Source organism: Pseudomonas sp. 30_B (genome assembly GCF_017491605.1).
Classification (GTDB): Bacteria; Pseudomonadota; Gammaproteobacteria; order Pseudomonadales; family Pseudomonadaceae; genus Pseudomonas.
Genome location: NZ_JAFGYY010000012.1, coordinates 97,333 through 111,008 on the forward strand (window position 1 = coordinate 97,333; position 13,676 = coordinate 111,008).

Here is a 13,676-nt window from a genome sequence, read left to right on the forward strand (position 1 = left end):
GTCCAGTTTCGGCAATAGGGAGTTGCCATGAACAAGATCTCCGCTCTGCTTGAGCGTCTGTCGCTGCGCAGCAAACTGATTCTGGGGCTGGTCGCGCTGCTCGTGCTGATCCTGCTGCTGGGTGTGCAAAGCCTCCGTACCCAGGCGTTGTTGAAGCGCGACATGGAGAAGCTGTATCAGGAAGACCTGGTCGGCGCGGCCCATCTTCAGGAGGCGCGTGCCCTGTTGCCACGCCTGGTCCTGGAGCAGCAGCTTGCCGTGGGTACCAGCAGCGCAGAAGTCCGCGTCAATGCCCTGGAGCAGATGAATAATGCCCAGCGGCGCTTGCAGGAGTCCCTGGCCCTGGCGAAACCGGTCCTGCGCCTTCCGCAGAGCCATGTGCTGATGGCCGAGCTGGAAGTACTGGTGGATCGCATTCGGCGCGGCGGTGAGGAAGCGCTGGACCTGGCAGGCAGGGGGTATCAGGGTCAGGCCTTGGCGCAGCTCAGCAGCAATGATTTCCAGAGCCTGAATCAACGGGCCGACGAAGTGCTCAACCGCATGGCCCAGGTCAAGGAGAACTTCATCCATGACACGGCCAAGCAGATCGCCGATTACGCCCAGGCCAGCACCACGCTGACCTATATCCTGCTGCTGGGCGGGCTGGCGCTGGCGCTGCTGTTCTCCGGGTTGATGAGCCGTTCGATCCGGCAGCCGCTCAACCGCGTGCGCGTCGCGGTCGACCAGTTGGCGACGGGGCAGCTCGACCAGCCTATCCCGCATACCGACCTGCAGAACGAGACCGGCGACATGGCGCGCGCCATTGCCACCTTGCAGACCAAGGCCCAGCAACTGGAGCGTCAACGCTGGATCCAGGCACAGACGGCGCAATTGCAGGCTGACCTGCCGCAGGCGACTGCACCGGATGAACTGGCCCAGAGCTTCCTCCGGCATATGGCCGGCATGCTCGGCATCTGCCAGGGAGTGGTCTACGGTCTGCGCCAGGGCAGCGATCATCTGGAGCTCATGAGCAGCTACGCCATCGATCCGGAGTATCCGCCCAAGCCGGTGGTGGCGCTGGGCTCCGGCCTGGTTGGGCAGTGCGGGCTCGACGGTGTGCCGCGCCAGTTCGATGGTGTGCCGCCGGAGTTCGGCCGGCTGCAGTCCGAGTTGGGCGAACTGCCTGCCAGTTATCGGCTGCTGCACCCGATCCAGCGAGGTAACCGGTTGCACGGCGTGCTCGAATTGGCCGGGGTCCGGCCCCTGGGCGAGCGCGAGATGGCCCTGCTGCATGAAACGCTGCCCAGACTGGCCGGCGCCATGGCGCTGCTGGAGCGCAATCTGGCGGTGCAGGAGCTACTGGAGGAGACACGCCGGCAGGCCGACGAAATGGGCGCCCAGGCGCTGCAACTGGAGCGCCAGGCGCAAGAGCTGGAGGCTCAGCAGGGTGCCCTGCGCTCCACCGAGGCCTGGTACCGGGGCATCATCGAAGCGTCGCCGGACGGCATGCTGGTGATCGACGAGGGCGGCCACATCCTGATGACCAACCCGCAGTTGGACAGCCTGTTCGGCTATGCGCCCGGCGAGCTGATCGGCGAGTCCATCGAGTGCCTCGTGCCGCCCGCCGTGCGGGGGCGCCATGTGGCACTGCGCAACGGTTTCATCGGCCATGGCGGGACCCGGCAGATGGGCGGCTCCCTGGAGAACCTGCAGGGCATGCGCAAGGACGGCAGCTTCTTCTCCGTGGAAATCGGGCTTTCGCACCTACCGGCCCTGGAAGGGCGCGGTACCTGCGTGTGCGCCTCGGTGCGCGATGTCAGCGACCGCCGGGCAATGGAAAGCAAGCTGCGTACCGCTAGCGATCGCCTGAGCCTGGCCCAGGAGGCCGGCGACATCGGCCTGTTCGACGTCGACTTCGTGAATGACACGGATTACTGGACGCCCCAGCTGGAGAAGATGTTCGGGCTCGAACCCGGCGGTTTCGGTGGAACGATGGCGGCGTGGAAGGCGTTGCTGCATCCCGATGATGCCGAAGCGGTCGACCGGGCCTATGCGGAGGCCGCCGCCAGCGGGGCTGATCGCTACGAGTGCGACTTCCGTATCGTCCGGCAGAACGACGGTGAAGTGCGCACCTTCAGGTCGCTGAGTCGCTTCACCCGGGCGCCTGACGGTACACCGTTGCGCGCGACCGGGGTGAACATCGACGTGACGGAGCTGGTCAAGGCCCGCGCGATGGCCGAGGAGGCGACCCGCGCCAAGAGTGATTTCCTGGCCAACATGAGCCATGAAATCCGCACACCGATGAATGCCATCATCGGCATGAGCCACCTGGCCCTGCGTACGGAACTGGATGCACGGCAGCGCAACTACATCGAGAAGGTGCATCGCTCGGCGGAAAACCTGCTGGGCATCATCAATGACATCCTCGACTTCTCCAAGATCGAAGCCGGCAAGATGGAGATCGAGGTCATTCCCTTCTACCTGGAGGACGTACTGGAGAGCTTCGCCGGCATGGTCGGCCTGAAAGTGGAGGACAAGGGCCTGGAGCTGCTCTACAACATCCAGCCCAACCTGCCCACCGCACTACTGGGCGACCCGCTGCGCCTGGGGCAGATACTGATCAACCTGGGCAACAACGCCGCAAAGTTCACCGAGCGCGGCGAGATCGTGGTGGGCATGGAGCGCACCGGAGGCGACGACAAGCAGGTGGAGCTGCATTTCTGGGTGAAGGACACCGGCATCGGCATGACCCGGGAACAGTGCAAGCGGATGTTCCAGTCCTTCAGCCAGGCCGACAGCTCCACCACCCGCAAGTACGGCGGGACCGGGCTGGGCCTGGCGATTTCCAAGCACCTGGTGGAGCGGATGGGCGGGCGCATCTGGGTGGAAAGCGAACCCGGCCAGGGCTCGACCTTCCACTTCAGCCTGAGCCTGGCGCTGCAGGGCGAGGCGCAGCCTCGGCGCATGTTCACCGCCGATGAACTGCTCGGCACGCGGGTACTGGTGGTGGACGACAATGCCAGCGCCCGCGAAATCCTCTCCACCATGGCCAGCGGGTATGGCGTGGAGGTGGACGTGGCGGACAGCGGCGGCCTCGCCTTGCGGATGCTGGTGGAGGCCGAACAGCGGGAGATGCCCTACGACCTGGTGCTGATGGATTGGCGCATGCCTGGCATGGACGGCGTGGAGACGGTACGGCGAATGCGCGAGGCAAACCTGACGCACACGCCATCGGTCATCATGGTGACGGCCTTTGGCCGGGAGGATGTGCGCGAACAGGCTGAGCGTCAGAATGTGCACCTGCCCGTGGTGCTGACCAAGCCGGTGACCCCCTCCACCTTGCTGGAGGCTTTGGGCACCGTGCTCGGCAAGGTGCCGCACGCCGGAACCCGCGCCAGTGAACGCTTCGGGCAGAGTACCAACGATGTGGCCAGCCTGAAGGGCGCGCGCCTGCTGCTGGTGGAAGACAACGAACTCAACCGGGAACTGGCCTGCGAGCTGCTGCAGAGCGTGGGTATCGAACTCTGCCAGGCCTTCGACGGGCAACAGGCTCTCGACCTGCTGGAGCGGGACGCCGAGTTCGATGGCGTATTGATGGACTGCCAGATGCCGGTCATGGATGGCTATACCGCAACGCGCCATATCCGCCAGCAACCCCGATTCGCCGAAATGCCGGTGATCGCGATGACTGCCAATGCCATGGCTGGCGATCGCGAGCAGGCGCTGGCATGCGGCATGAACGACCATATTTCCAAGCCGCTGAACGTGACCGACATGTTCGCCACGCTGGCCAGGTGGATCAAGCCGGGAGCCGGCCGCAAGCCAGCGGCGCCGCCGGCGAATGCTCTGCCGGCCGCACCGGCGACGGGGTTGCCCGAGAGCCTGGCGGGTATCGACATGGAGGCGGGGCTTGCGACCTGCATGGGCAACCGCGACCTTTACCTGCGCCTGCTGCGTAAGTTCCATGCCAGTCAGTCGCGCTTTGCGGAAGAGTTCCAGGCGGCCCGTACCAGCGACGATCCCACGGCGGCGGCGCGGCAGGCCCATAGCTTGCGCGGCACCGCCGGCAATATTGGTGCGAAGAAGGTGGCGCAGGCCGCCGGCGCCTTGGAGCAGGCGTGTCTCTCCGGCGAGGCCGCTGAGCGGATCCAGGCCTGTCTCACCGAGGTCGAGCAGTGCCTGGGACCTGTGCTGGATGCACTGGCCGGACTACTCCCTCCGAGCCCCACCGCCGAGCCGACGACCGTCACGCTGCGTACTCATCCGCAGTTCGGCGCCCGTCTCGCCGAGTTGAAGCGGTTGCTGGACGAATGCGACATGCTCGCCGTGGACAGCCTGAAAGCACTGCAGGCCATGGTGCCCGGTTCCGCGGAAGCGGCACTGCTGAACCAGGTGGCGCAGCAGGTCGAGCTGTTCGAGTTCGACAAGGCCCTGGAGTTGCTGCAGGGGTTGCAGGACGGATAGGTCCAAGCCGCTCAGTGCAGAAGTGCGGTGCACTCGATCATCCGTTGCATTCGTTCCGAACACCGATTGCAGCGAATTTGACCGGAATGGTTTGGAAGCATGATCGGCAGAGAGCGGCCAGAAGCTGCCTGCTAGGGCCGGCTGAAATCGCCCTATAGCTGCCGATTGGCTCTGTTGCCCGAAGGTGTCTACGACACGAGGGGCGATTCATGTAGCTTTGTCTCAAGCTTGGCGCGAGGGGAAAACTAGCATTGGACGAGCAGGTAAACGAGGGACTCGCCGCCCTCCAAGGCGTGGTCAGCCAAAAGATGGGGCGGTGCATCCTCCGTCTCCAGCAGGTAGAGCTATTGACTAAGGCGATGCTGAGCTACAGCAGCATTGAGGGGCCGGCCGAGGAGCTGTCGGCTAACTTGGAGAAGCGCAAGAAGGCCTTAGCCAACAAAACATTGGGCCAACTTACTGGCGAATTCGTTGGATCCTATGTGCGCCCCCTGGAAGAAGATGACACCCCAGAGGATCTCTCCGCAGATCCCAGGCCGTGCTATTTCCGAATGTCTTGGTGCGTTCAACTGGAGAGCGATGACCACACCAACCTGAAAGACGCACTCACGAACCTAGTCGCACTTCGGAATGACCTCGTGCATCACTTCGTGGAGCGCTTCGATGTGTTTAGTCCCGATGGTTGCGCGGCGGCCATCACCCATCTGGACGCAGCCTTCATCGAAATCGATACACAGGATCGTGTACTTCGCACCATGGCCAAGGCAATGGATGAAGTCCGGCAAGAGTTGGGGGCCCTTCTCGCCTCGGAGGAGGGCAACGATATGTTCGTCTACGGCATCATGCCGGGCGGTGCCCCCATGCACTGGCCAGCGACGACTATCGTGCACTGGTTGCAGAACGCCGAGCAGGCCTGTGCCATCAATGGATGGACGCGGCTGACGGATGCGATTCGCCACATTGAGCTGCGGAACCAGGGGCTTACGCCGAGAAAGTACGGCTGCACAACGTGGCGCCAGTTAGTGCATGAGTCGAAGCTCTTCCAGACTGAGCGACGCCGAGAGCAACAGGCAGGCGGATCCGCTCTCTGGTATCGCAGCAAGCCACAGCTCTAAGTCAGCTAGCCATGCCACTCTGACTTGCCGCCCTTTTGCAGGCACGTCTCAATGACCGCTGACCTCAGCCATTCACGACCGGCAGCTAAGGGTCGGAAACTGCCCCTTGTCAATGGCAGTGTCTCGATAAAAATGGATATTGCCGCTAGGCGTAATCATTCGGATTTGGGCTTTATGGTAAATGGTAAGCGCATCATGGGTCTTGGATGGATGCTCCTGGCCCTCTCTACTTCATCAGAAGCGTCATCGATGCGATGTGGAACCTCCATCGTTGTGGAAGGTGACACTATGCAGCAAGTGCTGGATAAGTGCGGCCCTCCTGACTCAAAGGAAGTCTGGCAGCCGAAACTGAGGGTGAATGGTGTTCCTGAAAAGGGGGCGGCGAAGCTAGAGTTCTGGACATATGGCCCTTCTGGGGGCGTTTACCGAAAGCTGCGTTTCATCGATGACCGTTTGGTTCAAGTCGAAATGGAACGCAAATAGCTCCTCTGCAAGAACTGAGAGCCTGAGGCAGTGCTGGCGTCTGAGCTTGATGTGCAGATCAATGCTCTGAACGCGCGTCGGGTCAACCTTCTCTACAACTCGCTGCTCAGCTCGGATGCAAGCCGAGTCAGAACGAATGCAACTGCAGGGTCAGACGAGTGCACTTGCGCAGCTCAGGATCGTCAGGGGCAACCGCAGGGTAGGGGGGGAGCAAGCGCGCTCCTGCAGGGGCGTGAAAAAGGGAGGCCGATGGCCTCCCTTTTCTGTTTGCATGGCCACCGGCTGAATCCACACCCCAGAGGTGCGCACAAGCAGTTGTCATCCGGCTGCGCTGCCGAACGCGACGATGCAGGCCTGCAATCGGTTGACCGATCTTCGATCAGTAGCGATAGGTCAATTGCACCGCCAGGCCGTTCGCGCTGCTGTTGAACTTCGCGCTGTAGTCTGGCTGAAGGCCGGAGTCGTTGGTCTGGTTGACCGATGCTTCGGAGTCCCACAGGTATCCGTACGCGGCGTCGATCGTCATGTCGCTGTTCGGCGAATAGGCCGCGCCCAGGGTGACGGACTTGCGGTTGGCGACGGGGATGCGCACGCTCCGGTCGGCGTTGCGGAGCGGAGCGGGATCGTAGGCGAAGCCCGCGCGCAGCAGCCATTGGGGATCCAACTGGTAAGACGCGCCAACCGCCGTCGACCAGGTATCGTGCCAGTTCAAATCTTCCCCTACCTGCCCAAGGCCAGCCGCCTGGCCGAGTGGAGAGACATTGCTGTTGACGGCCTCGAATTTCTTGAAGCGACTCCAGCGTGTCCAGGTGGTGCCCAGGTAGCCGGTCCAGCGATCATCGAAGTGATGGGTGATGGAGGTGTCCAGCGACTCCGGTGTATCGAGGTCGACCTTGGCGTCGTATTTCCCGTTCAAGGCCAGGAAGTCAGGGGCGTCTGAAATTTTTGTATGTCCCTTCAACTCGTAGCTGACCTTGGAGTGATAGGTGACACCCCAGCTCGTCGCCTCGTTGAAGTCGACCAGGAAACCGATGTTGTAGCCAATGGCAGTATCGTCGCCTTTGATGGTGACCAGTGTTTCCTTGCCGTTATTCAAGTTGCCGGTGGCCAGATTGTTTTGAAGTTTCGCGTCGAAGCGGTTGAGGGTCGGGCCGCCACCGATAGAGAGGTGTTCGTTTATTCGATACGCGATCGTTGGTTGCAGGGTGATGATACGGGTCATGCTGTACGAGCCGAAGTAGCGGCCCTGGAAAGTGTTTTCGTAATCGTTGACGAGACCGAAGGGTACATAGAGTCCCAATCCCACCGCCAGGCGCTCATCGATGGGGGTCGACATGTAGGCGAAGGGAATGACGGCGGTGGGTACCGAGTCGCCCTTGTTCGTCCCTGACGCCGTGCTTTCGACGTCGCTGATATCGTCGCTGACTGCGAGTACCGCGACGCCACCGCTCACTTCGCTGCGCCGTAACCGGGTCAGCCCGGCGGGGTTTCCATAGATCGTGCTGGCGTCCAGGGCGGAAGACGATCTTCCCGCGTAGGCGGTGCCCGCGCTGCTCGCGCTCTGCTCATTGAGCGTAAGGCCGTTGGCGAACGCCGTCGTCGAACTGCCGATCAATCCAGCGGTGGCGGCCGCCAGGACCCACGCCGAATAGTGTCGATGAGCGGGTTCCGCGCATTTCACGCAATGCTTCTGATACATCCTTCACCTCTTCTTGTTTTTGTCGGGGCGCAGACGGAAACAGCAGGCAAAGCGCTGCCCGCCTGCGCATATGCCAGGATCGCCAGGGGTGGTTTTTCATTAACCGGCCTGCAAGGGCGCCGGTTGCCGCTGCGCTTTCGATCTACCGAAGCGGGACGGCTTCAGTCATGCCATTGGATCTGCAGGCTGTATCGCCCCAGGACGGGGGCCAGTGACGGTTGGAATGTTCCTGCGTAAATGTTCAGGAGCAGTCCGCGCTTGTTGTCCTGTATCGCTTCCACTCGAATGTCCGGAAGTCCCAGATCGGCAATTTCCCGTTTGACGACAGCGATGGCCTCGCGCTGTTGCAGGCCGGGTTTGAATATCTTGCCCACCGCAGTCAGTGGCAGTTCGTTCAGGACTTCGACTCGCCTGGGAATCGCGGCACGTTCGCTGATGTGCTCGCTGGCGAATGCCAGGAGCGCTTCGCCGCTGCAGGAAACCCCCGGCTTCAACTGGACATAGGCCACCGGAACTTCGCCGGAATAGGCGTCCGGGCTACCGATTGCCGCAGCCAAAGCGACGGCAGGGTGGGCTTGCAGCGCTTCCTCGATCTGCTTCGGGTCGATGTTGTGGCCGCCGCGGATGATCAGTTCCTTCTTGCGGCCGGTCAGCCAGAAGTAGCCCTCGGCGTCCTGGCGGCCGAGGTCGCCGGTGTTCAGCCAGCGTTGGCCGTCGATGTCGATCCAGATGCCCTGGTTGTGGCTTTGGTCCAGATAGCCGTCGAACAGATTCGGGCCGCGAATGGCGATGATGCCGACCTCGTCGGTGTGGGCGTCGCGTTCGTATTCGCCCGCGGGGTCGAGAATCACCGCACGCATGTCCTGGTAGGCGAGGCGTATGCCGATGGAGCCGACACGCCGCTCGCCATGGGGCGGGTTGACCGAGGAGACGCAGGCCCCTTCGGTCAGGCCGTATCCTTCGAGGATGCGCACGCCGGTCCGATTCTCGAATTCGCGGAACAGCTCGACCGGCATCGGCGCCGCGCCGCAGAGCGCATAGCGCAGGCTCGACAGGTCGCGGGTGGAAGGGTCGCACCTGAGCAGCGCCGAATAGACGGTTGGCACGCCGGAGAAGAAATTGATACCGAAGTGTTCGACCATGTCCCAGAAGTGGGGAATGACCTCGGGATCGCGATAGCCCTGGGCCGTGCCGAGAATCACGTGATCGCCCTGGGACCAGGGCATCAGCCCGGTGACCAGTTGCCCGTTGACGTGGAAGAGGGGAAGGCCGCAGAAGATCACCTGGCTACCGCTGCGCGGTTGTAGGTGGGCGGCCATCGCCCAGGCGTTGAAGACTTCCGAGCCGTGCGTGCGCGTGGCGATCTTGGGCAGGCCGGTGGTGCCGCCGGTACAGAAGTAGGAGGAGCGCTCCTGCGGGCGAATCTGCCGGCCACTGGTGAGATGGGTTGCGGGTTGGGCGTCCATCAGGGCGCGCAGATCGTGGATGGGGACGCCGCTGTGCTGCGCCCGCTCCCGTTCTGCCAGGGCCCGGAGCACGGCGCGTTGCTGTTCGTTGGCATAGGCCTCCACGCTCACCCAGACGACATGCCGGACCGCCGGCAAGTCGCCGAGCTGGGGGGCCAGTTTTGCCCAGGAGTCGCTGCCCGGCGTGGGAGCCAGCGTCACCACGACGGAGGCATTGGCCGACTGCAGCAGGCTGGCGATCTGCCGGGCTTCGAGCAGGGGGTTGATCGCCATGACGATGCCCGCAGCCTCGCCGCCCCAGATGGTGAAATGGGTCTCGGGCAGGTTGGGCAGGAGGAAGGCGACGACCTCTGTCGGCGTTATTCCCAGTGCATGGAAGGCGTTCGCCGCGCGGGTGATGTCCGCGAACAGCTGCGCGTAGGTCCAGTCGAAGGTGCGTCTGAAGTTCGAAGCCTGGGGAATGAAGCTCAGCGCCGGCGCATCGGGACAGCGCTCGGCGCTGCGGCGCAGGGCTTCATAGGTGCTCGCGGCCAGCAGGTGTTCCGCCAGCGGGGCGCTTTCGAGCGCCGTGATGTCGGCCAGTGTCTGCACGCTCATCAGGCTTCCCCCACGACGCGGTTGCGTTGCTCTCCCAGGTCGATCACGCCATCGGTGCTGCGAATGCGTGCTTCGACGAGGTCGCCGACTTTGAGGTATTGCGGACGGCTTTCCTGCGCCTTGAGGAACAGTTTCCACTTGGTGGCTTCGGGCATCAGGGCGGCGATGCGCTGCTTGGCGGGCGAGGGGATGGACAGGGCGCAGCCGGCCGGCGTGCCGGTGGCGATCAGGTCGCCCGTATCCAGGTCCTGGACCGTCGAGAGTTCGGTCAGGGTTTCCGCGGGCCCATAGACCAGGTTGGCGGTGGAGTCCTCCTGGCGCACCTGGCCATTGACCGTCAGGCGCAATTGCAGGGCCTTGAGGTAGTGCATGTCCTTTTCGCCCAGCAGGCAGAGGTAGGGGCCGACCGGGCCGAAGGTGCGGAAACTCTTGCCTTTGTAGAACTGCATCTGCGGAATCTGGATGTCGCGGGCCGAGTAGTCGTTGACGATGACGACGCCGGCGATGAACTCGTGGAGGTTCTTGTCGGTGACGGAAACGGCGCCGCTGATCGCGCGTTTCATGATCAGGCCCAGCTCGATCTCATAGTCGAGGAAGCGTACGTTGCGCGGCTTGATCAGATCGCTGTCGGCGGCCACCAGGCAGCTGGTCGCCTTGGTGAAGATCATGTTGTATTTCTTCGCGTCGGGGTCCATGCCGGACTCGATCATGTGCTGGCGGTAGTTGGCGCCCTGGCAGACGAACTGCTGGTTGCGGGTCACCGGCGACAGCACCTTGACCTCGCTCTCGGCCAGTTCGCCGCCTCTCAGCCGGGCGAGTTCCTCGACGCTGTTCTGGCGGATGAAATCGCCGGTCGTGGCGAAGGCGCCGGGGATCGGGGTGATGCGTCCCTGGCGGATCACGCCCCACTGGACGGTGTTCTGGTGTTCGAAACGGACGACATGTACGGCTGGCATTGAAGGCACTCCTGGAGCATCGTTTCGCCCCTGCTCGCGCGGGCGGGGGCTTGGTTGTGGGCATGCGGCGAATGCGCTCGGGCCGCCGGCGAGCATCCAGCCCGCCATCGCGGCAGCGCATCGCAGGGCGGTTCGCCGACTGACATTCATCGGGGCAAGGGCGCGGCGTTATCCGAACAGGCGCATCAGTGCGGTCAGCTTGCGCAGCGTCAGGTCCGGGCTGCGTCGCAGGTTGCGCAACAACGCGCGCAGATTGCTCAGGCTGAGCCTGGGCCGGGTGAAGCTCTTGGGCATGCGCTGCCCCCACTGCGCCATGGCTTCGGCGCTGACGTAATGAACGCCGGTGGGGGCCGAGGCCGTGAACAGGTCGCCGTCGCAGTAGTGCTCGTGCTTGTCGCCCCAGGGGTCCTGCCAGTAGTCGAAGATCTGGCTGCCGAGGATGTGCCGGCCGATGCCCCAGGCATGCTTCCAGTCGCGCTCGCGCAGGACGCGCTGGCCCATGCCCACGGCGTCGGCATCGACCAGTTCATAGGCGCTGTGGCTGTACGTCGCCACGAAGCCCTGGGCGATTGCCAGGGTATGGTGATCCGCCGGCGTTTCGCCCCGGTTCAGGCGCATGAAGGCCACGATGGGCGACCCGTCCGCAAGTACCTGCACGTCGCTGGGAATGAAGCCGAGATGCTGCGTGTACCAGCCGCAGGTGGCCTGGTAGTCGGCGACTTCGAGGACGACGTGGCCGAGCCTCAGCACCTCCGGTGGGGCAATCGGAGGGCGCTGGGTGCTGTTGATGCGCGGTTGCTGCAGGGCGAAATTGAGCGCCAGCGCCTGCCGATGGGAGAGGGGATCGCTGGGCGATTGCCCGTGGATGACCTCGACGATGAATCCGGAGGGATCGGTCAGCCTGACCTGCCGTCCACCGCCCGGATGGGAAATCTCTTCGATCGCCGACACCCCCGGAATCCGGGCCAGCCGCTCCAGGTCCTCCCGACTGTCCACTTCCAGTCCGAAACCCAGGAAGCGCGCCTGCTCGGCACGGTGGACGCGGTAGCAATAGGGCGTCGGATCGGCGGCGCGCAGGTACAGCGCATCCGCATCCCGATGGCTGATCGTCAGGCCGAAATCAGTCAGGAAGCGCGCCGCCTCGTCCAGGTCGGGGCGCTCGAAGATCAGGTGGGCGAGCCGCTGGGCCTTCACCGTGGGGGCGGAATGCCGGGCCGGTTCAGGTGTTGCCAGGCGAGGTAATGCAGGAGTGCTGGTCATTGTTCTTGTTCTCCGAACTTTTTTCGGGCAACAGTCGGCCGCGCCCCGTCCGGGCGGGGCGACAACCACATCGATTGGGCGGATCTAGCCGAGTGCGGGGAGTGCCGGCAGCTCCGTCGTCGCGAGGTTTCTGGCTTCCTCGAAGGGCACGCCCAGCGCCCGCAGCAGGAATTCCGACGTGTCGGTGCCGGCTTCGCGCCAGGTCTTGTGTCCTTCCAGCACCAGGAACATCGCCCCCAGCACCGCGCTGGATATCAGCGTGATGACCGAGAGCAGCTGGTCCTGCTGGAAGCGGTAGCGCTGGCTGGCGAAGCCTTCCAGCAGGTCCTTGGTCGCCTGGCTGACGAACATCTCGCGCAGGGACGAGTCGCTCATGGCGAAGCGATGGATGAAGGAGCCCCACTGGGGTTCGTCATGGGCGCGCCGGATGAAGAAGCGGACGCCATTGGCAAGCCGTTGGGCGGGGTCGGCGAGTTCCTCGAAACTCTTCCTGACCCGTTCATGCATCTCGGCGCTGAGATGGGCGGCAACCGATTCGAAGAGCTGCTCCATGCTGGGCACGTTGTTGTAGACGGTGCCGCGGGCGACGTTGGCCTCGACCGCCAGGTCGCTGATGCTCACATCGGCCGCGCCGCGTTCGGCGAAGAGTCGCAGGGCGGCCTGATGGATGCGTCGCTGTGCAGGGCTCAGGGATTTCACGGGCACTCTCCAGAATTGTCTCTGGATAGAATTGAACACTCATGTTCAATTTCGGTCAATGAGAATTTTCGAATGTCTGCCGTGATGCGTGGAATTTCCAGCTATATGCTTGGCCTTTGGGCGGCTGGATGCTGATTTTTTGCGGGTTTGTTTGAACGTAATTGTTCAATTATGGGTCGCAGCGCGGGCTGCATATTCCTCAGGCCTGGCCTGCGCTGGACGGCGCCTCAGGAGCGGAAGCCAAACCCGACGGAACAGGATTGCGCCGCAGCACAGCCAGCGACTTGGCTGGCCGTCAGGCGCCCACAGAAGCGTCGGGCAGCGGCAGGCTGGCGATCTTCCTGGCCCTGGCCGGCGTGGCGCCCAGGGCCTTGAGGATCATTTCCGCGACCTGCATGTCATGGCCGGCGACGGCGCGCCCCTCGACGACCGAGCGCATCGCCCCGGTGGTGCAGGAAACCACCAGGTCCAGGGCGACGCTCTCGTCGTGGTAGGAGAGCGCGCCTTCACGCAGACCTTCCTGCAAGTCTTCGAGCACGTGGGCGGCCAGGCGCGAGCGAATCGCCTGGTCGAAATGGAAGATGCGCAGCAGTGCGCTGGCCCATTGATGATCCTCGGCGGCCCGGCGTATGAACATGCGCACGCCGATGGAAAGCCGCTGGGCACCGCTGCGCACGTCAGCGCTCAACGCAGAAATGGCATCGGAAAATTCGTCGGCCATCGCGATGCCCACGGCTTCGAGCACTTCTTCGCGGGTGCGGAAGTAGTTGTAGATGGTGCCGTTGGAGACTTCCGCCTCGGTGGCCACTTCGAGCAGGGCAATTTCCCCCACCTCCTTGCGCGCAACCAGGCGCAACGCCGCATCGATCAGACCGCGGCGAGTGCGTTCGCGCTTCTTGTGGCCGCGCGTGAGTGGCTGTGGCGAGTCCGTTTCGGACTCAGGGGTGGGGGTGGACAT

The 13,676-nt window shown here is 63.5% G+C and carries 9 protein-coding genes; 3 read left to right on the top strand and 6 right to left on the bottom strand.

All coding sequences use genetic code 11. The annotated features are described in order from the left end of the window. The first annotated feature begins 27 nt into the window (after window positions 1–27). The 3 genes from J5M67_RS15275 to J5M67_RS15285 all read left to right on the top strand — a co-directional run bounded on the left by J5M67_RS15275 (window position 28) and on the right by J5M67_RS15285 (window position 6,041). Complete coding sequence (locus J5M67_RS15275; RefSeq protein ID WP_207886184.1) at window positions 28–4,443, top strand: response regulator; 4,416 nt, start codon at window positions 28–30, stop codon at window positions 4,441–4,443. Window positions 4,444–4,694: 251 nt separating this feature from the next. After that, window positions 4,695–5,558, top strand: a complete 864-nt coding sequence (locus tag J5M67_RS15280; RefSeq protein ID WP_207886185.1) for an OST-HTH/LOTUS domain-containing protein — start codon at window positions 4,695–4,697, stop codon at window positions 5,556–5,558. A gap of 195 nt (window positions 5,559–5,753) precedes the next feature. Further along, the gene (locus J5M67_RS15285) at window positions 5,754–6,041 is read left to right on the top strand and encodes a DUF2845 domain-containing protein (RefSeq protein ID WP_207886254.1); all 288 of its coding nucleotides are present in this window, start codon (window positions 5,754–5,756) and stop codon (window positions 6,039–6,041) included. 379 nt (window positions 6,042–6,420) lie between these two features. On the opposite strand, the gene J5M67_RS15290 is transcribed toward J5M67_RS15285, so the two are convergent. From J5M67_RS15290 to J5M67_RS15315, 6 genes are all read right to left on the bottom strand, one after another. Next, window positions 6,421–7,740 (bottom strand): OmpP1/FadL family transporter, encoded by a 1,320-nt coding sequence (locus J5M67_RS15290; RefSeq protein WP_207886186.1) that lies wholly within the window; start codon window positions 7,738–7,740, stop codon window positions 6,421–6,423. Between the two features lie 161 nt (window positions 7,741–7,901). After that, a complete protein-coding gene (locus J5M67_RS15295; protein WP_207886187.1) occupies window positions 7,902–9,803 on the bottom strand; it encodes an acyl-CoA synthetase in 1,902 nt (633 codons plus the stop codon). Next, the gene (locus J5M67_RS15300; protein ID WP_207886188.1) at window positions 9,803–10,759 is read right to left on the bottom strand and encodes a fumarylacetoacetate hydrolase family protein; all 957 of its coding nucleotides are present in this window, start codon (window positions 10,757–10,759) and stop codon (window positions 9,803–9,805) included. Before J5M67_RS15300 ends, J5M67_RS15295 begins: the two co-directional genes overlap by 1 nt. Window positions 10,760–10,927: 168 nt before the next feature. After that, window positions 10,928–12,019 carry a 2,4,5-trihydroxytoluene oxygenase gene (locus J5M67_RS15305; protein ID WP_207886189.1) on the bottom strand — a complete coding sequence of 364 codons (1,092 nt, stop codon included), beginning with the start codon at window positions 12,017–12,019 and terminating at the stop codon, window positions 10,928–10,930. An 84-nt stretch (window positions 12,020–12,103) separates the two neighbouring features. Further along, window positions 12,104–12,718, bottom strand: a complete 615-nt coding sequence (locus J5M67_RS15310) for a TetR/AcrR family transcriptional regulator (RefSeq protein WP_207886190.1) — start codon at window positions 12,716–12,718, stop codon at window positions 12,104–12,106. 295 nt (window positions 12,719–13,013) lie between these two features. Further along, complete coding sequence (locus tag J5M67_RS15315; RefSeq protein ID WP_207886191.1) at window positions 13,014–13,676, bottom strand: TetR/AcrR family transcriptional regulator; 663 nt, start codon at window positions 13,674–13,676, stop codon at window positions 13,014–13,016.